The 21,321-nt window shown below is 55.6% G+C and carries 23 protein-coding genes and 1 other RNA gene; 9 read left to right on the top strand and 15 right to left on the bottom strand.

Translation table 11 applies throughout. The features are described from left to right. Positions 1-35 precede the first annotated feature (35 nt). An RNA gene (ffs, locus tag M2418_RS14885) (signal recognition particle sRNA small type) lies at positions 36-132 on the bottom strand. A 31-nt stretch (positions 133-163) separates the two neighbouring features. Here ffs and M2418_RS14890 point away from each other — a divergent pair. After that, entirely contained in the window at positions 164-628 is a 465-nt protein-coding gene (locus M2418_RS14890) for an HIT domain-containing protein (protein WP_259147559.1), read from the top strand. Further along, the gene (nudC, locus tag M2418_RS14895) at positions 628-1,605 is read left to right on the top strand and encodes an NAD(+) diphosphatase (protein WP_192486968.1); all 978 of its coding nucleotides are present in this window, start codon (positions 628-630) and stop codon (positions 1,603-1,605) included. Before M2418_RS14890 ends, nudC begins: the two co-directional genes overlap by 1 nt. Here nudC and M2418_RS14900 read toward each other — a convergent pair. Both M2418_RS14900 and M2418_RS14905 read right to left on the bottom strand, forming a co-directional pair. Then, a complete protein-coding gene (locus M2418_RS14900) occupies positions 1,596-2,465 on the bottom strand; it encodes a prephenate dehydratase (RefSeq protein WP_259147562.1) in 870 nt (289 codons plus the stop codon). The genes nudC and M2418_RS14900 overlap by 10 nt on opposite strands. A gap of 11 nt (positions 2,466-2,476) precedes the next feature. Then, positions 2,477-3,232: a 3-deoxy-manno-octulosonate cytidylyltransferase gene (locus tag M2418_RS14905; protein ID WP_259147565.1), complete on the bottom strand. Its 756-nt coding sequence runs from the start codon at positions 3,230-3,232 to the stop codon at positions 2,477-2,479. Positions 3,233-3,385: 153 nt separating this feature from the next. On the opposite strand from M2418_RS14905, the gene M2418_RS14910 reads away from it, so the two are divergent. Continuing rightward, a complete protein-coding gene (locus tag M2418_RS14910) occupies positions 3,386-3,955 on the top strand; it encodes a cytochrome c family protein (RefSeq protein WP_259147568.1) in 570 nt (189 codons plus the stop codon). Between the two features lie 86 nt (positions 3,956-4,041). Here M2418_RS14910 and M2418_RS14915 read toward each other — a convergent pair whose 3' ends face one another. After that, on the bottom strand, positions 4,042-4,986 hold the full coding sequence (locus tag M2418_RS14915; protein WP_250983545.1) for an AEC family transporter: 945 nt from the start codon (positions 4,984-4,986) through the stop codon (positions 4,042-4,044). Between the two features lie 406 nt (positions 4,987-5,392). Here M2418_RS14915 and M2418_RS14920 point away from each other — a divergent pair, with 406 nt between their 5' ends. After that, complete coding sequence (locus tag M2418_RS14920; RefSeq protein WP_259147571.1) at positions 5,393-6,385, top strand: adenosine kinase; 993 nt, start codon at positions 5,393-5,395, stop codon at positions 6,383-6,385. Here the strand turns inward: M2418_RS14920 and M2418_RS14925 are convergent. Further along, positions 6,378-6,914, bottom strand: a complete 537-nt coding sequence (locus M2418_RS14925; RefSeq protein ID WP_259147573.1) for an SH3 domain-containing protein — start codon at positions 6,912-6,914, stop codon at positions 6,378-6,380. The genes M2418_RS14920 and M2418_RS14925 overlap by 8 nt on opposite strands. A gap of 233 nt (positions 6,915-7,147) precedes the next feature. On the opposite strand from M2418_RS14925, the gene M2418_RS14930 reads away from it, so the two are divergent. Further along, positions 7,148-8,152 carry a D-glycerate dehydrogenase gene (locus tag M2418_RS14930; RefSeq protein WP_192486961.1) on the top strand — a complete coding sequence of 335 codons (1,005 nt, stop codon included), beginning with the start codon at positions 7,148-7,150 and terminating at the stop codon, positions 8,150-8,152. A 7-nt stretch (positions 8,153-8,159) separates the two neighbouring features. Here the strand turns inward: M2418_RS14930 and M2418_RS14935 are convergent, their stop codons facing one another. From M2418_RS14935 to recF, 3 genes are read right to left on the bottom strand one after another with little or no spacing between them, the layout of a single operon-like run. After that, positions 8,160-8,633, bottom strand: a complete 474-nt coding sequence (locus tag M2418_RS14935; protein WP_259148012.1) for a GNAT family N-acetyltransferase — start codon at positions 8,631-8,633, stop codon at positions 8,160-8,162. Positions 8,634-8,637: 4 nt separating this feature from the next. Next, positions 8,638-9,402 carry a molybdopterin-synthase adenylyltransferase MoeB gene (locus M2418_RS14940; RefSeq protein WP_259147576.1) on the bottom strand — a complete coding sequence of 255 codons (765 nt, stop codon included), beginning with the start codon at positions 9,400-9,402 and terminating at the stop codon, positions 8,638-8,640. A 30-nt stretch (positions 9,403-9,432) separates the two neighbouring features. Further along, positions 9,433-10,560, bottom strand: coding sequence for a DNA replication/repair protein RecF (recF, locus tag M2418_RS14945; protein WP_259147579.1), 1,128 nt, complete (start codon positions 10,558-10,560; stop codon positions 9,433-9,435). Between the two features lie 260 nt (positions 10,561-10,820). Between recF and M2418_RS14950 the strand changes: the two genes are divergently transcribed. From M2418_RS14950 to M2418_RS14965, 4 genes are all read left to right on the top strand, one after another. Continuing rightward, positions 10,821-12,041, top strand: coding sequence for a phosphopentomutase (locus M2418_RS14950; protein ID WP_259147582.1), 1,221 nt, complete (start codon positions 10,821-10,823; stop codon positions 12,039-12,041). After that, positions 12,038-13,021: an adenosine deaminase gene (locus M2418_RS14955; protein ID WP_259147585.1), complete on the top strand. Its 984-nt coding sequence runs from the start codon at positions 12,038-12,040 to the stop codon at positions 13,019-13,021. The genes M2418_RS14950 and M2418_RS14955 overlap by 4 nt, the downstream gene beginning before the upstream one ends. A gap of 100 nt (positions 13,022-13,121) precedes the next feature. After that, a complete protein-coding gene (gene upp / locus M2418_RS14960) occupies positions 13,122-13,751 on the top strand; it encodes a uracil phosphoribosyltransferase (RefSeq protein ID WP_192486956.1) in 630 nt (209 codons plus the stop codon). A 152-nt stretch (positions 13,752-13,903) separates the two neighbouring features. Beyond that, entirely contained in the window at positions 13,904-14,413 is a 510-nt protein-coding gene (locus M2418_RS14965) for a TIGR02281 family clan AA aspartic protease (RefSeq protein WP_250983538.1), read from the top strand. On the opposite strand, the gene deoA is transcribed toward M2418_RS14965, so the two are convergent. From deoA to M2418_RS15000, 7 genes are read right to left on the bottom strand one after another with little or no spacing between them, the layout of a single operon-like run. Further along, positions 14,406-15,722 carry a thymidine phosphorylase gene (deoA, locus tag M2418_RS14970; protein WP_259148014.1) on the bottom strand — a complete coding sequence of 439 codons (1,317 nt, stop codon included), beginning with the start codon at positions 15,720-15,722 and terminating at the stop codon, positions 14,406-14,408. The genes M2418_RS14965 and deoA overlap by 8 nt on opposite strands. Continuing rightward, positions 15,719-16,492, bottom strand: a complete 774-nt coding sequence (gene deoC / locus M2418_RS14975; protein ID WP_259147590.1) for a deoxyribose-phosphate aldolase — start codon at positions 16,490-16,492, stop codon at positions 15,719-15,721. Before deoC ends, deoA begins: the two co-directional genes overlap by 4 nt. A gap of 1 nt (position 16,493) precedes the next feature. Then, positions 16,494-17,294, bottom strand: coding sequence for a purine-nucleoside phosphorylase (locus tag M2418_RS14980; RefSeq protein WP_259147595.1), 801 nt, complete (start codon positions 17,292-17,294; stop codon positions 16,494-16,496). Continuing rightward, on the bottom strand, positions 17,294-17,683 hold the full coding sequence (locus M2418_RS14985; RefSeq protein WP_259147598.1) for a cytidine deaminase: 390 nt from the start codon (positions 17,681-17,683) through the stop codon (positions 17,294-17,296). The genes M2418_RS14980 and M2418_RS14985 overlap by 1 nt, the downstream gene beginning before the upstream one ends. A gap of 2 nt (positions 17,684-17,685) precedes the next feature. After that, positions 17,686-18,657, bottom strand: coding sequence for an ABC transporter permease (locus M2418_RS14990; RefSeq protein WP_192486951.1), 972 nt, complete (start codon positions 18,655-18,657; stop codon positions 17,686-17,688). Positions 18,658-18,663: 6 nt separating this feature from the next. Then, positions 18,664-19,767 carry an ABC transporter permease gene (locus M2418_RS14995; RefSeq protein ID WP_259147600.1) on the bottom strand — a complete coding sequence of 368 codons (1,104 nt, stop codon included), beginning with the start codon at positions 19,765-19,767 and terminating at the stop codon, positions 18,664-18,666. A gap of 7 nt (positions 19,768-19,774) precedes the next feature. Beyond that, complete coding sequence (locus tag M2418_RS15000) at positions 19,775-21,286, bottom strand: ABC transporter ATP-binding protein (RefSeq protein WP_259147602.1); 1,512 nt, start codon at positions 21,284-21,286, stop codon at positions 19,775-19,777. Between the last annotated feature and the right edge of the window lie 35 nt (positions 21,287-21,321).

Consider the following 21,321-nt stretch of genomic DNA (forward strand, 5'->3'; position numbering starts at 1 on the left):
GCTGCCCGGCAAAAGCTGAGGCACAGGAAAAAAGGGTGGGAGGCTGGCACGGCGACCCGTGCCTGGCTCGTTAGGGCTGCTTCCTTCCGGACCTGACCCGGTTGGCGAGTGGCTCGTCCACCACCAACCTCCCGAAGGCACATATCGGCAATATCGAAAGCAAATGCAAGCCAAGCATTCAAAAAACTGCTATCACAATGAAAACATCCTATGGAGGAACCACTTGTCCACATTCAAACTGGATGAACGGATCGCTCGCGACAGCGAACTGATCACGACACTTGGCCTTTGTCAGCTGCGTTTGCAGAACGACAAAAGGTGGCCATGGCTGGTTTTGGTGCCGCAACGCAACGATCTGAGCGAAGTTTTTGAGCTGACGCCGCTCGATCAGGCCATGCTGACCTTCGAAACCAATATGGTCGCCGAAGCGCTCAAGACTGTTACCAAAGCCAAAAAGATAAACATCGGTGCACTTGGCAATATCGTCAGCCAGCTCCATGTTCACATCATCGCCCGCAACGAGGGCGACACGTGCTGGCCGGGGCCGATCTGGGGCTACGGTACGGCGCAACCCTATGACCATGCTGAAAAACGCGATCTCATCAAAAGATTGACCGGTGCTCTTTAATGAACAAAGCGACTATTTTCGATACTGACGCCCCGCATCCCGAAGCAAGCAATCTCACTGCATTTTCACAAAACGCCCTCGACCGCCAGGCCGAGAAACGCGACGATGATTGCGTCTCAACAGCGCTCGCCATTGAAGGTACGCATATTCTCGCCTTCACCACTGGAAAACTCGTTCTCAAACATGACGATCAGGTTCTCGATCCACTGTTTGCCGCCTATGAGCTGGCTGAACTGAAGCCCGATTTCGACAACGCAATCCTGCTAGGCTACAAGCAGAATGGCGAACCGAGAATTGCCGTACCGGTGCAGACAACGGAAGAAGAACTGGCAAGCCACTTCAAACCCGTGGATGCCCGTGCGCTGTACCGCGATCAACTGCTGGACGAGGACCTGTTGGGCGAAACAGCGCAGGCTGTCAGTCTGTTGCGCTGGAATGATGACAACCGTTTTTGCGGCCGTTGCGCGTCGCGCATGGATTTGAAAATCGGCGGATACAAGCGGGTTTGCAGCAGCTGCGGCCACATGATTTTCCCGCGCACCGATCCCGTGGTTATCATGCTGACAATCGATCTGGAGCGCGATCTTTGCCTGCTTGGCCGTGGCCCGCATTTTGCGCCGGGCATGTATTCCTGCCTGGCCGGTTTCGTGGAACCCGGTGAAACCATCGAAAATGCCGTTCGTCGCGAGACGCATGAGGAATCCGGCATTGCTGTTGGACGCGTGCGTTATCACGCATCGCAGCCATGGCCGATGCCGCATACGCTGATGATTGGCTGTTTTGCTGAGGCAACCTCATTCGACATTACCCGCGATGAGGCAGAGCTTGAGGATTGCCGCTGGTTTACTCGCGACGAGGTGGCGGCACTTCTGGCTATGACTGGCGCGGACGGTCGCTCACCGCCACCGAAGGGTGCCATCGCGCACCGGTTGATGCGCGACTGGCTGGAATGGGATCCGCGTGAGGATCAGGCCTGACCGTTTTGCAAACGGCCACGCATCGGGTGGCCTTTGTAAACGCCGAGGATGCGAACTTTTTCTGAGAAGAAACGCAGTTCCTCGAGTGCATGACGAACGGGGGCATCATCCGGATGCCCTTCAATATCGGCATAGAACTGCGTGGCCACGAACTTGCCGCCAATCTGGTAGCTTTCGAGCTTCGTCATGTTGATGCCGTTGGTCGCAAAACCACCCATTGCCTTGTAAAGGGCGGCCGGAATGTTGCGTACTTTGAAGACAAAGGTGGTTACGATGACCTCGTTGTCGTCCTTGCGCTCTTCCCATTTTTCATCACGCGAGAGAATGACGAAACGGGTGACATTGTTTTCCGTGTCTTCGACATTTTCCGCAATGATATCGAGACCATAGAGCTTGGAGGCTAGTCGTGGCGCCAAGGCGGCCATGGTTCTGTCGCCCTTCTCCGAGACCAGCTTGGCGGCACCAGCCGTATCGCCCGCGACAACCGGTTTCCAGCCATTGTTGCGGATGATCTTGCGGCATTGCCCCAGCGCATGAATGTGGCTGTGTACGGTCAGGATTTCATCACGCTTGACGCCCGGCAGCACCATCAGCTGAAAGCGGATCGGCATGAAATATTCGCCGATGATGTTGAGGCGGGACTCCGGCAGCAGGTGGTGAATATCGGCAACGCGACCGGCAATCGTGTTCTCGATCGGGATCATGCCGAGATCGGCCTCACCGCTTTCCACGGCCATAAAGGTGTCTTCAAATGTCGGGCATGGCAGTGGCTCCATGTCCGGGAACATGTCCCGGCAGGCCATATCCGAATTTGCGCCGAAATCACCCTGAAATGCTATGCGGTTGGTTTTCATTGTCATGGACAGTCCGATCAAAGAGATTTTGCTGCCAGAATACGTCTGGCTTTTTCCAGATCCGCTGGCGTGTCGACGCCGAGCGGAACAGATTTCACGATTTCAGCGTCAATGCGCATGCCGTCCTCCAGCGCCCGCAACTGCTCAAGTGATTCGCGGCGCTCAAGAACAGAAGGCGGAAGTGAAACGAAGCGCTCAAGGGCGGCGCGGCGATAGGCATAAAGACCGATATGGTGGTAGAGCGGCCCGGGCCCGTAAGGTGCAGTGGCGCGGGTAAAATACAACGCGCGAAGGCGGGTGTCCGACAGCGGACTGCCCACAACCTTCACCACATGTGGATTGACCTTTTCTTCCTCGCTGACAATTTCCACCGTCAGGGTGGCGATATCCACCTGCGGATTTTCCAACGGGCGCATCGCGGCCAGGATGGTTTCTGGCTCGATGGTTGGCAGGTCTCCCTGCACATTGACCACGAATTCAGCCTCGCGATTTGGGTCAACCTTTTCAAGGGCTTCAAAAATACGGTCCGAACCGGACTGATGATCGTCGCGCGTCATCATCACCTCAAATCCGGCAGCGGCCACAGCGTCGTAAACTTGATGATCATCAACGGCTACGACAATGCGTCCCAACCCCGCTTCACGGGCGCGAAGAGCCACCTGAACGATCATCGGCTTGCCACAGATATCCGCCAAAGGTTTTCCAGGCAGTCTGGTGGATGCAAGCCGTGCCGGGATAAGCACCAAAGCTTTGCCTAAATCCGTATTCTTCATTTCGAGACCCTTCAAATCCCGCCCGAAAAGTGTCAAAACGTCACGGAGTGGGGAGCATATTCAAGTTGCGCAAGCTATGCAAAAGCCATAGCTTTCATGCAATTTCAAGATGGCCCGTTTTGTTATCAAACGGCTGTGAGGGAGCGATTGTAGATGAATTCATATGTAAACATGGGCGTGGGGGCTCTTTTGGGCACCGTATTCGTCCTGATGTCTGTTTCGATAGCGTCGGAAGGGATCTTCCATTCTGCTGCTCCTGAAAAGGAAGGCTTCGCGATCGTTGCAGAAGAAAGTGCCAGTGCCGGTGGTGAAAGCGAAGCAGCAGTTGCAACGCCAATCGCGACCCTTCTTGCAAGCGCCGATGCCGCAAAGGGCGAAGTGGTGTTCAAGAAGTGTCAGAGCTGTCACACCTCGGAGAGTGGCGGTGCCAACAAGGTTGGACCCAATCTCTTCGATCTCGTTAATCGTCCAATCGCCGCACATGAAGGTTTCAGCTACTCGGCTGCACTCAAGGATTTCTCCCAGGGTGGCTCCGTTCATTGGGATTATGACCACCTCAATCACTTCCTCGAAGGTCCAAAGAAATACATCAGCGGCACAGCCATGGGCTTTGCAGGCGTGAAAAAGGAAACGGAACGTGCCGATCTGATCGCGTATCTTCGTACGTTGTCGGCAAACCCTGCTCCGCTGCCGGATCCGGCGGCTGCACCGGCCACCAACTGATTTTTTCTTCTGTCGATCAAAAAAGCCACCGTCACGCCAGTGCCGGTGGCTTTTTTAATGGGTAGCTGCGACTTCGGTTTCTGTTGTCAGCCCAGCAGCCATGCCCACAGCGAAACCGAGAGAACACCCAGCAGCGTTGATATGCTGATGGTGGATGCTGCGAGGCTATGGCCGGTGCCAAAGCGGTTGGCGAGTAGCCATGCGTTGATGCCGGTCGGCACTGATGCCGTCAGCACCAGTGCAGCTGTCCATTGCGGGCTAAGGCCCAACAGATGCCCGGCAATCCATACACAGCCCGGCAACAGGAACAGCTTGAATGTGGTCATCGTCGCAGCAATCCGTACATTGCCGCGAATGCTGTATTTGTTGAGCGCCATGCCGAGAGAAATAAGTGCTGCCGGTCCGGCCATGCTGGCAATCTGGTCAATTACCGATTTCAAAACCACAGGTACCGGCACATCAATAGCATGCACTGACATGCCGATGATCAGACCAATGATCAGCGGATTTGAAATGAGATTGCGGCCAATCTGCTTGAGGATGGCACCGGTGGAACGCTTTTCACCGCCGATGGCTTTATGGGTAGCATTTTCCATTAGAATGGTGCCGGCAATCATCATGACCGGCAGATGGATGGCAAGAAGAATGGACAGAGCAACAAGACCCTCGTCACCAACCGAACGACCGACCAGCGGCAAACCGATGAAGATATTGTTGGCAAAGGATGACGAAATACCGGCAATAACCGCAATGCGCAGATCCTGTTTGAAAACATATTTCGCCACGATATGGCCAACGGCCCAGGTCACGGCGACACCGCTGAAATAGGCAATCCAGAGTTTGAACGGCGAAGCTCCGTGGAAATCAGCCTCCACCAACGTGCGGATAATCAGGGTCGGCACGGCAATCTTGAAAACGAAATCCCCCAGGACATCACCGACATCGACCTTGAACCAACCTACTTTTACAATCAGCCATCCGGTGAGGATGAGAATAAAAATAGGGGCAACATTCAGTGCAATCGCGGACATTGGGAGGAAGCTTTCGCGAATATAAGGCGGGAGAATCCAGCTGTAACGCAAATCCCATGGGGGGACAATTCTTGCGCGGCAATTAGCCGAACAGTCACTCACGCGCAGAAATGAAAAAAGCGGGGATCAATCCCCGCTTCATCATCACGGCAAATGCCTGCACCAGTACATCCGTGGTGCGGTTTCGCCGAAAAGCCGGAGAACAATCATGTTTTCTTACACCGTTCTCTAAAACCGAGAACTATGAATTGGCTGATCCCCGTATAGCCACACCAGATGACAGTGCCATGACGAAAGGGTAAGTTTTTAAATCCCTCAAACAACCGGCGCTGCGCGGTTTTTCCTTTCCATGCGGGCAGAAATCGGTATGACGGAATCCCGGATGAACTCTCTCCGGACTGGATATATGGCAAAATATGACGTTCTGACCGTCGGCAACGCTATCGTTGATATTATTTCACGTTGCGACGACAAATTTCTCAATGAAAACGGCATTACCAAAGGTGCGATGAACCTCATCGATGCCGAACGTGCCGAACTTCTGTATTCGCTGATGGGCCCGGCTTTGGAAGCCTCCGGTGGCAGTGCCGGCAATACGGCAGCCGGCGTCGCCAACTTCGGTGGCAAGGCCGCCTATTTCGGCAAGGTCGCGGAAGATCAGCTCGGTGAAATTTTCCAGCACGATATTCGTGCCCAGGGCGTCTATTTCGAAACCAAGCCGGAAGGCACCTTCCCGCCAACCGCCCGTTCCATGATCTTCGTGACCGAAGATGGCGAGCGTTCAATGAACACCTATCTCGGCGCCTGCGTTGAGCTGGGTCCTGAGGATGTCGAAGCCGACGTCGTTGCCGAATCCAAGGTAACCTATTTCGAAGGTTATCTGTGGGACCCGCCACGCGCCAAGGATGCGATCCGTGAATGCGCGCGTATTGCCCATGAACATGGCCGCGAAGTTTCGATGACGCTGTCCGACAGTTTCTGCGTAGGCCGGTACCGGGAAGAGTTTCTCGACCTGATGCGCTCCGGCACGGTCGATATTGTTTTCGCCAACAAGCAGGAAGCGCTCTCGCTGTACGAAACCGACGACTTCGAGCTGGCACTTTCCAAGATCGCGGCAGATTGCAAGATCGCTGCCGTAACGATGAGCGAAGAAGGTGCCGTGATCGTACGGGGTACAGAGCGCGTCAAGGTTGATGCCTATGCCGTTCACGATGTCGTGGACACCACAGGCGCTGGCGACCTGTTCGCATCAGGCTTCCTGTTTGGTTACACCACCGACCGTTCGCTGGAAGATTGCGGCAAGCTGGGCTGCCTTGCAGCCGCTGCTGTTATCCAGCAAATTGGCCCAAGGCCAATGAGCTCGCTGAAAACAGCAGGCAGCAAAGCCGGTCTTATTTAAAGGCCTCACCCGGGTAAGCGCCCCAGATTTCCCCCTGGGGCACCCAACCATTTGCCTGGCCGGCTTCGGCGCGACACCAGTCGCCATTGCACTCACCGATCCTGATCATCACGCCCGGCTCGAGTTTGGCGATGACAGACGCAGATGATTGCGGCTCACGGCGCATGTTCACGTAAATGCTTTCACCCTTGCCGCGCATCCATGGAGCGGCAACGGCTGTGCGCTCTCCCGACAAAAGAGCCTGGTTCACCCAGCCTTCGGTACCATCCGCATCGCGGATACGACGCCAGTTTTCGTATTCCTGCACGATTTCAACCGGCATACCTGCCTTCAGGTACATCCATGACACCGCATAATCGGTGCTTGGGCCGATTCGCATGTTAACGCGCTTCGATTTCAGGCTGACAAAACGGGGAAGCGGCAAACCGCTGGCTCCCTTGGCTGCACCTTGGGCGTGGGCAATCTGCCCCAGACCGCCGACAAGCGCCAAAGATAAAGCCATGCAAAAAACAAATGCAGATCTACGCATGCATGCCTCCGTTTTCTTAACCGGAGCCCTTGCCATCAAAGGAAACCCGGTTTTTGATCTCTAGAATACGCTCATCTCCAGATCGGCGATTAAGGCCATCGAAACCGGAACTCGGTCGGACTTGTCCTGACGAGTTCTGTTGTCTTCCTCGAACGGTCTGGTAGAAACGCGTGAATGAAAGAAATTATCGCTCTTTCTGGTTAACGACCTCTGAACAAGGCATCGGACACATCATGAGCAACAAGAAGAGACCCTCCGTTTACCTCACCCGGAAGCTGCCGGACATGGTTGAAACGCGTATGCGGGAACTCTTCGATGCAGAATTGAACATAGACGACGCCCAGCGCAGCGAATCAGAGCTGGTTGCCGCCATGCAAACGGCCGATGTTCTGGTGCCGACCGTAACCGACCGCATCACCGCTGCGATGATCGAAAAAGCCGGTCCACAACTGAAACTGATCGCCAGCTTTTCAAACGGCATCGACCACATTGATGTCGACGCTGCCGCGCAAAAGGGCATCACCGTTACCAACACACCCAATGTGCTGACCGAAGACAGTGCCGACATGACCATGGCGCTGGTGCTGGCCGTGCCGCGCAGGCTGGTTGAGGGCACGCGGGTTCTCGCCAACAATGCCGATGAATGGGGTGGCTGGTCACCAACCTGGATGCTCGGCCGTCGCATTTCCGGTAAACGTATCGGGATTGTCGGCATGGGACGCATCGGCACTGCCGTTGCCCGCCGCGCCAAAGCGTTCGGTCTTTCCATCCATTATCACAACCGTCACCGGGTCAATCCGGCAACGGAAGCCGAGCTTGAGGCAACCTATTGGGACAGCCTCGACCAGATGCTGGCTCGTGTCGACATTGTTTCGATCAACTGCCCTTCAACACCTGCGACCTACCACCTGATCTCTGCACGGCGTTTGGCGCTGATGCAGCCAACCAGCTACATCGTCAATACGGCACGCGGCGACATCATTGACGAAGCGGCGATGATCCAGTGCCTGCGCGATGGCAAGATCGCCGGTGCCGGTCTTGATGTTTATGAAAATGAGCCAGCGGTTAATCCCAAGCTGATCAAGCTGGCACGTGAGGGCAAGGTCGTGCTGTTGCCGCATATGGGATCTGCCACAATCGAAGGTCGCATGGATATGGGTGACAAGGTCATCATCAACATCCGTACCTATTTCGATGGTCACCGGCCACCGAACCGGGTTCTTCCGGGCAAGAACTGAAGCCTCTTCAGGAAAGCGGTTTCTGCATTTCGATGTAGGTTATGCGCTCGTAACCTGCATGCGAACGCTCTGCGGTCTTTATAAAACCCCAGCGGCCGAAGGTCGCGTGATTGGCAATCAGTTCGATACGCGTTTGCAGCCGTAGCGCTTTCAGGCCGAGTTGCTGTGCCGTTTTTTCGGCAACGGCGCATAGCGCTGCGCCAACGCCCCTGCCCTGCGCCAAGGGGCTGACGGCCAGTTTGCCAATGTAGAGCGTTGTCGGTTCCGTCTTGCAGAAAATACAGCCCAGCAGTTTGCCGTTCTCATCGCAGGCAACAAAACCGACCTCGTCATTGGCTTTCTGGCGCAGGTTCTCCAGCGTCAGGTCATGGGCAGAGGACGGTGGGTCGATGATATCATCCATATAGGCGAATGCATCGCAGATCAGTTTCAACAGTTCATCCCAACGGCCAAAACCGTCATCGACCTTGCTGATTTCAATCACATCACGCCTCTTTCTTGCGTCGTCTCTTGTAGCGCACGGTTTCAAAACGCGCTGACAAGGCGTCATATAACAACAACCGCCCGACAAGCGGCTCCCCCGTTTGCGTTATGAGCTTGATGACTTCCATGGACATGATGGTGCCGATGACCCCTGTCAGGGCACCGACAATGCCGGTTTCTGCACAAGATGGAACAAGTCCCGATGGCGGCGGTTCGGGAAACAGGTCGCGGTAGCCTGGATAGGCGACACCATCAGGGCCGGTCTCATAGGGCTTCAGCACCGTGACAGAACCGTAGAACCGTCCGACAGCGCCAGTGACCAGGGGAATGTTTGCCTGTTCGGCACTATCGGCCGCTGCATAACGCGTATCGAAATTATCCGAACCATCAACGACCAAGTCAAAGCGCGACAAATGCTGGTCCGCCCATTCGCGTGAAAACCTCTCTTCAAACACCACCGTGCGCACATGCGGGTTAAGCCTAGATATCGCATCAACGGCGCTGGCAGTTTTCATTTCCCCGATCGTACCGCTGTCATAGATGACCTGCCGCTGGAGATTGGAAAGCGACACCGTGTCATCGTCAATCAGGCCCAGTGTTCCGACACCGGCCGCGGCGAGATAAAGCAAGATAGGTGCGCCCAAACCGCCGGCACCGATTACCAGCACTTTGGCGCGCTTGAGCCGCTGCTGGCCGACACCACCAATTTCCGGCAACAATATGTGCCGTTTGTAGCGTTCGATCTCTTCGTCAGTCAGCACGTCCATCACGCTTATCCCCGCATAACCTGCCCGATATTAGGATGAGATCCGTCCATTGGAAACATTGAAGAACTGGGCACGGGAACCCAACGCTTCAAACATCGAAGCATCGGTCCCGGTCATGAAACTCTGCCCCCCAAGCACATGGATGAGATCAAACAGCGTGGCGCGTCGACCCTCATCGAGATGGGCGGCAATCTCATCCAGCAGCAGGACAGGCGCGTAACCAGTCATGTTTGCAGTCAATTGTGCATGTGCCAGCACCAACCCCACCAAAAGAGCTTTCTGCTCGCCGGTTGAACACCGCCCTGCGTCCATATCCTTTTCGCGGTGGCGCACGAACAGATCGACACGGTGCGGGCCATCCAACGTGCGTCCGGCGGCAGAATCTCTGTGCCGACTGTCGCGCAACATGGCCAGGTACATGTCTTCCTGCTCGACGGCTGGGCGCAGTGGATCGTCATCCATGAAACCGGACAGCTGCAAGCTTGCCGTCGGGAAAGCGGCACTCTCTGCCCGGTCGGCAATCAGTGCGGTGAGAAGGCCAAGAATTTCCTGACGCGCCGATGCCATGGCAATGCCGAGAGCCGCCATCTGCGTTTCGATACCATCCAGCCACACCGGGTCAAACCGGCCATCGGACAGCAAGCGGTTGCGGCTGCGCATGGCTTTTTCAAAGTCGCCTGCCCGGCGGCCATGTGATGGGTCAATAGACAACACCAGCCTATCGAGAAACCGACGACGGTCTGCCGATGGGCCGCTGAACAGGCCGTCCATAGCAGGCGTCAGCCACAAAACACGCAGGTGATCGGTCAGTTCATCTACGGATTTGACACTGGTGCCATTCAGACGCAGGCGGCGGGTAACTGTGTCACCGGTATTTTCAATGCCTGTGCCGATGGCGACGTCGCCCTCCATGCCTTCAGCATGGGCAAAAATTGAAAAGCCATTGTCTTCGGCACCCACTCTGGTGACTTCCGGCAGGGTGGCACGTCTTATTCCCCGTCCCGGCGACAGGAACGACACGGCCTCCAGCAAGTTGGTCTTGCCGGAGCCATTATTGCCAGTGAGCACCACATGGCGGTCGTCCATATCCAGGGCAGCATGAGCGTAATTTCTAAAATCCGCCAACTTCAACTGCGAGAGAAAAACCTTCGATGTCATGTGCATGAGCTAGGACGAAGATGGGCCAATGGCAAGTTTTGAATGATCAAAGCCTTCAAAAGCCCACCAAAAATATGGGCAGATAAATCCTGACACCCACGCTATGTTGCAAATTACGAAAATCGCTTCGCAGTTCGGTTTCTCGTGTTTATATGAGGGATTATTTTTTACACGCAGTTGCAGAGGCCTCAACTTCTCGCCTGCAGGCATTGTTTAGGACACGTGCTGGCTAACACGCCGGTGCATAATTCAGGTGGTTGATGGCACGCGCATTTCTACTCGTTCTCGATTCCTTCGGCGTTGGCGGAGCTGTCGATGCGATACGATACGGCGATGATGGCTCAAACACTCTGGGTCATATTGCCGAATTTTGCGCTGCCGGCGCGGCTGACCGGCCCGGTTTGCGTTCCGGTCCGGTCGATTTGCCCAACATGTCATCGCTTGGCCTCGTGCACATATCCCGCCAGGCGACCGGTGAGTTTCCTTTGGGAATGCGCATTCCCTCGCGAATTTTTGGCCTTTATGGCAGCGCCAGTGAAGTCTCAAACGGCAAGGATACCCCGTCCGGTCACTGGGAAATCGCCGGCACACCGGTTTCATTCGACTGGGGGTATTTCCCTAACGAAGGTGATGCATTTTCCCCGGAACTGGTCGAAGCGATCTGTCGCGACGGCAACATTCCCGGCATTCTCGGCAACTGCCATGCCTCCGGAACGGATGTAATTGCCAAACTGGGTGCCGAACATATCAAGACCGGCAAACCAATCTGCTACACTTCGTCGGACTCGGTTTTTCAGATCGCAGCACATGAGCGATATTTCGGCCTCGAGCGCCTGATCGAGCTTTGCAAGGCCGTCCGCGTTTTGCTGGATCCGCTCAATATCGGGCGCGTCATTGCGCGACCCTTTGTCGGCGAAACCGCAGCGACCTTCCAGCGGACCGGCAACCGGCGCGATTTTTCCGTTTTGCCACCGGAGCCAACCCTGCTTGACCGGCTGGTTGCGGCAGGTCGCAACGTACATGCCATTGGCAAGATCGGCGACATCTATGCCCATCAGGGCGTCAGCCGCGTCATCAAGGCCAATGGCAACGAAGCGTTGATGCAAGCGACACTCAAGACAATCGATGAAGCCGAAGACGGTGATCTGGTCTTCACCAACTTTGTTGATTTCGACATGCTCTACGGCCACCGGCGGGATGTTGCCGGATATGCGGCAGCTCTGGAGGCTTTTGATCTGCAGCTGCCAGAAATACACCGCAAGATGCGCCCCGGTGATATTGCCGTCATTACGGCCGATCACGGCTGTGATCCGACATGGCGCGGAACGGACCATACACGCGAGCGAGTACCGATCATGGTGTTTGGTCCGGGCATCCGTTCACGCAGCATAGGAATTCGCAGCACCTTTGCCGACATTGGCGAAAGCGTTGCTGCACATCTGGGAATAGAGCCGGGAAAATACGGCAGGAGCTTTATGTGACGACGAAACTATTAAAAGCAGAAATTCATTGCCACCTTGAAGGTGCAGCCCCGCCTGCCCTTGTTGCAAAACAGGCCGAAAAATACGGTATCGACAGCAGTCCCTTCCTGCGGGACGGCGCTTATGTCTGGTCAGATTTTGCCGAGTTCATTCGCTGTTACGATGCGGTGGCTGCGGTATTCCGCACCGAACAAGATTACGCCCTTCTGACCGAGACCTATCTTGCAGAACTGGCGGCCGTCGACACGATCTATAGTGAGCTTATCATCTCGCCGGATCATGGTGACCGTATCGGTCTGGGCGCCGACGCTTATCTTGCCGGTGTAGTCGCTGGTATTGAAGCGGCCAAGGAAAAGACGGGCATCGAAGCGCGCATCATCGTGACAGGTGAGCGTCATTTCGGACCGGAAAAGGTTATTGCCGCTGCGGAATATGCCGCACGCGTCAAACATCCGTTGATCACCGGCTTTAATATGGCTGGTGAAGAACGCATGGGCCGCGTCGCCGATTATGCCCGCGCCTTCGACATCGCCCGTGATGCTGGTCTTGGCCTCACGATCCATGCTGGTGAAGTGTGTGGCGCATTCAGCGTCAGCGATGCGCTGGATCTGGTCATGCCATCGCGCATCGGTCACGGTGTCCGCTCAATCGAGGATGCTGCACTGGTTGAACGGCTGGTGGAAACCGGCACGGTGCTTGAGGTTTGCCCTGGCTCCAACATTGCCTTGAACGTCTATCCGGATTTTGAAAGCCACCCGCTGCGCCGCCTGAAGGAAGCCGGTGTGCGTGTCTGCATCAGTTCGGATGACCCGCCATTTTTCCATACCTCGCTGCAGCGCGAATATGACCTTGCCGCCGGTGTATTCGGATTTTCAAAGCCGGAAATCGATCAACTGACCCGCACATCGCTTGAGGCGGCCTTCGTTGACGAGGCCACCCGCGCAGCACTGCTTGCCCGTCTGGACGAGAGTGCTGCGTAAAAGGCCATATGACAGGGTAAAACCTTCTGAAACCCTTGCGAAAGCAAGGGTCGGTGACATAGAAGAGCAAGATAACAAACAGAGGGAAGGTCATTTCTCCATGAACGGCGTCACAGTCATCAAGCATCCGCTGGTGCAGCATAAACTCACCATCATGCGCAAAAAAGAAACCTCGACGGCAGGCTTTCGTCGCCTGTTGAGGGAAATCTCAACGCTGCTTTGCTATGAGGTCACACGCGATCTCGAAATGACGATGGAAACCATCGACACGCCGATGGAAACGATTGAAGCACCGGTTCTGGAAGGCAAAAAGCTGGTTTTTGCGTCCATTCTGCGCGCTGGCAACGGCCTTCTGGAAGGCATGCTGGAGCTGGTGCCTTCGGCCCGCGTCTCGCATATTGGCGTTTACCGCGACCACGACACGTTGGAAGCGGTTGAATATTACTTCAAGGCTCCGGAAAGCCTCGATGCCCGCCTGGTCATCGTTGTTGATCCGATGCTTGCCACCGGCAACTCCTCGATTGCAGCTGTTGAAAAGCTGAAGGAACGTGGTGCAAAGAACATTCGTTTCCTTTGCCTGCTGGCCGCCCCTGAAGGCATCAAGAACTTCCAGGAAGCACATCCGGATGTTCCGATCTACACGGCCGCGATTGATCGCCACCTCAATGAACAGGGCTATATCGTTCCTGGTCTTGGTGACGCAGGCGACCGTATGTACGGCACGAAATAATAGAGCCTTCATCATCTCTTAACCAGAACGGCCATTTGTCCTTATAAGTCGGGACAAATGGCCGTTTTATTTGCATCTCGCAAAACATAACGGACTATATTTACCCGACGATACCTTGCGAAAGCTTGTCCGGTTAAAACGAGATTGTCCCTATGTTTATGCGCAGCGTCTTTTTACTGATCAGTCTTTCGGCCAGCGCAACGCAGGTTCCGGCAATCGTCAAGATGCTGACTGAAAAGCCGCAGGAAACACCGACCGTATCGGCCCCCGTTCGCGAGGTTGCCATTACACCGGGTTCGGTGGTGCTGAAACAGGATGCGCGCGGCCATTTCAATGCGACACTCAAATTGAATGGCAAGGCGGTCGACGGGCTGATCGACACCGGCGCATCGGCAATCGTCATCAACGAAGCAACAGCACGGCGCTTGGGTTACGGCGTCAACAGCCTCGATTTCAAATATCCGGTATCAACGGCCAACGGCCGGACAAAGGCCGCCTATATCAAGCTGGACCGGGTGGAACTCGGCAATATCCGTGTGCGCGATGTCGAGGCCTATGTCATGAAAAACGAGGCGCTCAGCACAACGCTTATCGGCATGACATTCCTTCGCAAGCTGTCATCTTTCAAGGTTGAAAACGGCACCCTGAAGCTGGTCAGGTAATGCGTGCCACGATTTCGGTTGTTGGTTCCGGCTTTTCATCACTGATCGTATAAAGACCGGCCAGTTTCTGCGCCATAAGGCGTGCCTGATCTTGGTTAGCGGCATGAACCAGCGCAATCTCGTCACCGGCTTCAACGCGGCTTCCCAGCGGCTTTATGGCGGACAGTCCAACACGATGGTCGATCGTGTCTGTTGCGGCAACACGGCCACCACCGAGTTCGACCACGGCCATGCCGATCTCACGGGTTTCACAGGCGGCGAGCCAACCGTTGTCTTTCGCCAGAACCGGATGAACGACAGGCGCTGCGACAAGATATTCGCCAGAGCGTTCGACAAAATCAGCTGGCCCGCCAAGCAAGGTGACCATCCGCGCAAAATGTTCCAAGGCCCGACCGGATGACAGGGCATGCATGGCCTGATCATGGGCGTCGGCAACCCCGGAGGCCACACCGGCCTGCAACAGCATTTCGGCAGCAAAGGCCATCACTACCAGCTCAAGTCGAGTGCCCGCTTTTTTTCCCGCCAGAAAATCGAGGCAGTTGATGATTTCCAGCGTATTGCCGGCCGCATCGGCCAACGGCTGGTTCATGTCAGTGATCAAGGCGGATGTGTTGACGCCTGCACCATTGGCAACCTCGACGAGCGAGCGAGCCAGTGTTTCCGCATCCTGCTTGTTTTGCATGAAGGCGCCGTTGCCGATCTTCACATCAAGAACAAGGGATTGCAGACCAGCCGCCAGTTTTTTGGACAGGATAGAAGCCGTAATCAGCGGCACAGATTCAACGGTCGCGGTAATATCCCTGATGGCGTAAAGCCGCCGGTCTGCCGGCGCGAGATTGGCCGTTTGGCCAATGATGGCGCAGCCTGCCTGTCGCAACACATCACGAAACAGCGCAGCGTCAGGGGCGATATTATAGCCCGGTATCGATTCCAGCTTGTCCAGCGTACCACCGGTATGGCCAAGACCACGACCTGATATCATCGGTACTGCAACACCACAGGCCGCAACAATGGGAGCCAACATCAGGGAGACATTGTCACCGACGCCACCGGTCGAGTGTTTGTCGGCAATCGGCAGGCCGATATCGCTCCAGTCCAACACCTCACCGCTATCGCGCATGGCCAGTGTCAGGGCGACGGTTTCATCACGGGTCATGCCGTTGAAATAAACAGCCATGGCAAATGCGGCCGCCTGGCCTTCAGAGATCCGCTCTTTGGCCAAACCATCGATGAACGCTGCTATGTCTGCAGCGTCCAGAATTTCCCCATCACGTTTACGGCGGATGATTTCTTGTGGCAGCAAGATCAGTATCCGTTGGAAACTTTGGCCGATGTGCCGCCACCCAGCACGTTCAAGATGTCATCCAGCAGGCTGGAGGCACCAAAACGGAAGGTGGATGGCATGGCCCAATTTGGCTGCATGATCGTTTCAGCCAGTCGCAGGTAGAGCGTTGCATCATCGACGCTGGAAATGCCACCCGATGGCTTGAAACCGACCTTCTGCCTGCTGTCACGGATGGCCTGCAACATGATGTCTGCCGCCTCTAGCGTGGCATTGGTGGACACTTTGCCGGTGGAAGTCTTGATGAAGTCGGCACCTTCGGCGATGGAAATTTCAGAAGCGCGGCGAATAAGAACGCGATCCTTGATTTCCCCGCTTTCCAGAATGACCTTCAGCAGAACAGGTGCCGGGCAGACCTTGCGCACTGCAGCGACCATTTTCGAAACGGCCGCCTCATCGCCGGCCAGCAGTTTTTTGTAAGGGATCACCAGATCAATCTCGTCGGCGCCATCGGCAACCGCACGTTCGGTTTCCCTGACTACTGTTGCAACGTCGAGATCACCCGACGGAAAATTAACAACTGTCGCGATTTTCAGGCTGTGGTTTGAGCCGAAGGCGGCCCGCGCCTGTGCAACATATCGTGGCCAGATGCAAATCGCAGCCGTGTTGCCATAGGACGTCTGCGCACGATTGATCAGTGCGGCAATCTGTTCAGGCGTGCAGTCATCATTCAGGTTGGTGAGGTCAAGCAGCGACAATGCGAGAGCCGCAGCTTCGCGAGAGCTCTGGAGTTCCATGTTATTCTCCTCCTGAAATCATTTCGCGCACGATAGCAGCAAGGCGCTTTCCACCGATCGGTGCCATGTCCTTGGTTTCTTCGTGGCTGAGTTCAGCCCCTGTCATGCCTGCACCGTAATTGGTAATAACCGATGCAGCGGCAACGCGCATGCCAAAAAATCTGGCAAGAATGACTTCCGGCACGGTGGACATGCCAACGGCATCTGCACCGAGAATGCGCGCCATCCGGATTTCGGCGGGTGTTTCAAAGCTTGGACCGGAAAACCACATGTAAACGCCGCTCAACATTGGCACACCAGCGCGAATGGCAGCATTGCGCATCGCAATGGCCATTTCCGCATCATAGGCAGTGGTCATGCCCACGAAACGGCGATCACTTTCCTCGCCGATCAGCGGGTTCATCCCAGAATAGTTGATGTGGTCGACGATCTGCATCACCGAGCCGGGCGGCATATCTTCACGTAGCGACCCGGCCGAATTGGTTAGGATCAGCGATTGCACGCCAAGACCGGCCAGCGCCTCGATCGGAACGCGCATGGCAGCGGCGTCGCCTTTTTCATAATAATGCACACGGCCAGACAGCATGATGACCGGTTCGCCACCGAGGTAACCGGCAACCAGTTCACCGGCGTGGCCGGAAACGCCGCTTGCCGGAAAATCCGGCAGTTCTGAAAACGGGATCCGAACCGCATCGGCCAATTCTTCAACGAGCGAACCAAGACCGGAACCCAGTACGATGGCGACGCGCGGCATCATGCCTTGCAAACGATCTACCAGCAGATCGAAAATAGCTTGTGACATCAAGGCAGCTCGGTCTTGAAGCTGAAGGGCAGAAGTTCATCCATCGACATGACCTTCTGAACGCCGGTCTCATCGCAAAGATAGACTTTGGTGTCTGCATTGGCGAATTCCGCAATCTTCTGACGGCAGCCACCACAGGGCGGGCAAAGCGCCAGCTTTTCGGCAATCACGGCGATTTCCTTGATCTGCTTGGCTCCACCCATGATCATGGCGCTGATGGCGCTAGGCTCAGCACACCAGCCCTGCGGGAAGGACAGGTTCTCGATGTTGGCGCCCATGTAGATCCGCCCGTCCTCGGCGCGGATAGCCGCGCCGACGGGGAACTTCGAATAGGGCGCATGGGCAAATGACATGGCATCGCGCGCGGCTTCAAAAAGATCGTGAGACATGTTCAGCGTTCCTTCGAATAGGCAACACCACCGGCCTTCGGCGGTTTTGCGACACCAATAAACCCGGCCAGCAGGACGCAGGTCAGAATATACGGCAGTGCCTGGAATATCTGTACCGGCACTTCACCGATCAGCGGCACGGATTTGCCCTGCATGAAGTTGGCAACTGCATCTAGGAAACCGAACAACAGACATGCAAACATGACAGGAACAGGCTTCCATTTGGCAAAGATCAGGGCGGCAAGCGCGATGTAACCTTTACCCGCCGACATATTGGCAATGAACGCAGCCGACTGCGCAATCGCCAGATAGGCGCCCGAAAAGCCACATAGGAAGCCGGCAACGATGACGGCACGGTAGCGCATCCATGTGACGGAAATACCTGCGGTATCGACGGCGCCGGGATTTTCACCCACAGCGCGAAGGCGCAGGCCAAACCGTGTGCGGTAAAGCACCCACCACGATAGTGGTACGGCGAGGAAAGCGAGATAAGTCAGGATATTGTGGCCGGAAATAACATTGGCATAGAGCGGCCCGATAAATGGAATGTCCCTGACCAGATCAACGCCCGGCAAGGTAATGGGTGTGAAACGGCCACCACCCGCCAACTGCGGTGTACGACCGCCCTGCCCGAACCATGCCTGCCCCAGCACCACCGTTAGACCCGCTGCAATGAAGTTCAGCGCCACGCCGGACACGATCTGGTTGCCACGATTGGTAATAACGGCAAAACCGTGGGTCAGCGAGAACAGGATCGAAACGGCAATACCGGCAAACAGACCAAGCCACGGGTTGGCCGTGACATAGGCCACACAGGCCGATGCAAAGGCCGCAGCCAGCATCTTGCCTTCAAGGCCGATATCAAACACCCCCGCACGTTCAGAAAACAGACCGGCAAGCGCTGTAAACAGCAGCGGAATTGTCAAACGAACGGTCGAACCAAGAATGCTGACGACGATATCGAAAAAATCCATGGTTTCTCACCCTTTCGTAAATTGCTGGTAGATGCGCACCAGCGCGGGGCGGTACATATATTCAAGTGCACCGGCAAACAGGATCACCAGACCCTGGATCACAACGATCATTTCGCGGGTGATATTCGGCATTTCAAACGACAGGTCGGCACCGCCCTGGTAGAGAATGCCAAACAGCAGCGCGGCAAATAGAATGCCAAGCGGATGGCTGCGTCCCATCAGGGAAACGGCGATGCCGACAAAGCCTGCGCCACCGACAAATTCCACCTGCAAACGTCCCGAGGCTCCCATGACCGGGTTCAGCGCCATCATGCCGGCCAGTCCACCGGAAATCAGCATGGCGATGATCACCGTACGTGCATAGGGGATGCCGGCATAGACTGCTGCCGAAGGGCTGATACCAAGCGTGCGCATTTCATAGCCAAGTTTGGTGCGCCAGATCAGCACCCAAACAAGGAAACACATGACCAGCGCAATCAGGAACGACACGTTAAACGGTGCCGGGCCAAGCTTCATGCCAAAGATTGCCATCAGCCAATCCAGCTTGGGCAGTTGGCCACCGGCCAGGAATGTGCGGGTTTCCGGCGCCATCTTGCCCGGAACAATAAACACATTCACCAGCAGGTAGACCATCAAGGCTGCACCGATGAAGTTGAACATGATGGTGGTGATAACCACGTGGCTACCGCGCTTGGCCTGTAGCCAGGCCGGAATGAACGCCCAGGCCGCACCAAACACCGCTGCGCCGATAACGGCGAATGGCATCGTGACATACCACGGCACATAGTGGTCGAGAGACATTGCAACGATGGCCGCGCCCAGACCGCCAACATAGGCCTGACCTTCAGCACCGATGTTGAAAAGACCGGCATGAAAGGCAACGGCCACGGCAAGACCGGTGAAGATGAAGCTGGTGGTGTAAAACAGCGTAAAACCGATGGCATCGCCACGGCCCAGTGCGCCCTGCACCAGCAGATTGAGGGCGGCGAACGGATCTTCACCTATCGACCAGACAACAAGGCCCGAGATCAGAAATGCCGTCATAATGTTTAACAACGGCATGAGGCCGTAAGAAATCCAATTCGGAAGTGGTACGGAAGCAGTGCTCATAAGGCCCTCATGCGGCGATGCCGGCCATCATCAGGCCAAGTGTCTGTTCTTCGGCATCAGCCGTTTTTTCTCCCACGATCTGACCATCGAACATCACGATGATCCGGTCAGAAAGAGAGCGTATCTCATCCAGTTCCACGGAAACGAGAAGGATGGCCTTACCGGCATCCCGCATTTCAATGATGCGACGATGGATGAACTCGATGGCACCAATATCGACACCGCGGGTCGGCTGACCGATAATCAGCATCTTCGGGTCGCGCTCGATTTCGCGCGCAACGACGATCTTCTGCTGGTTGCCACCGGAAAAATTCGCGGTTTTCAAATGGGCATTCGGTGGGCGAATATCGTATTTCTCGATCTTCTCCTCGGCATCCTTTCGCATGGCTTCGGGATTGAGGAACGGGCCTTTGCCGTACCGCTCATCGCGGTGGTAACCGAGGATGGAGTTTTCATATTCCTCGAACTTCAACACCAGACCCATGTGGTGGCGGTCTTCGGGAATATGGGCAAGGCCAAGATCGCGTAGCAGCGCCGGATCGGCCTTGTCGATCGTCTTGCCATCAAACAGGATTTCTCCCGAATGCGGTTTGCGAATGCCGGCTATTGCTTCGAGCAGTTCCGACTGGCCGTTGCCGGCAACACCGGCGATGCCGACAATTTCGCCAGCACGAACGTCGAAGGATACGTTCTTGACCATATCGACGCCGCGGCTGTCCTTGACCGTCAGGTTGCGGACCGACATCAGTGTTTGAGCGGGAGATGCCTCGCCTTTTTCCACACGCAGCAGAACGCGGCGACCAACCATCAGTTCAGCCAACTCCTCGACCGAGGTTTCAGCGGTTTTGCGAGTCGCGACCATTTCGCCACGGCGCATCACGGATACCGTGTCGGTGATAGCCATGATTTCGCGCAGCTTGTGGGTGATGAGAATTACGGTTTTGCCCTGATCGCGCAGCACGCCGAGAATCTTGAAAAGATGATCGGCCTCGGCCGGGGTCAGCACGCCGGTCGGCTCATCGAGAATGAGGATTTCAGCGCCACGATACATGGCTTTGAGGATTTCAACACGCTGTTGAAGGCCCACCGGCAGTTCTTCGATTACTGCATCGGGGTCGACTTCAAGACCGTAATCCGCCTCAAGACGTTTCAGTTCCGTGCGGGCTGCGTTAACGCCTTGCTTCAGCAGAGCTCCGCTTTCCGCTCCCAGAATAACGTTCTCAAGCACGGTGAAATTTTCGACCAGCATGAAGTGCTGGTGCACCATGCCAATTCCAGCACTGATCGCAGCCTGGCTGTCCTTGATGGACACCGGCGCTCCATTCATTTTTATCTCACCGGAATCGGCCTGATAAAATCCATAGAGGATCGACATGAGTGTGGATTTGCCAGCACCATTCTCACCAATGATGCCGTGGATGGATCCTTTGGCAACCGCAAGATTGATGTTTTTATTGGCGTGAACGGCGCCGAATTTTTTATCGATGCCAACAAGTTCGATTGCAAGCTGCGTGCTCAAATCGGAAAATCTCCAAATCTGGATATGGAAAGGGC

Source organism: Rhizobium sp. BIGb0125 (assembly GCF_024810055.1).
Classification (GTDB): Bacteria; Pseudomonadota; Alphaproteobacteria; order Rhizobiales; family Rhizobiaceae; genus Agrobacterium.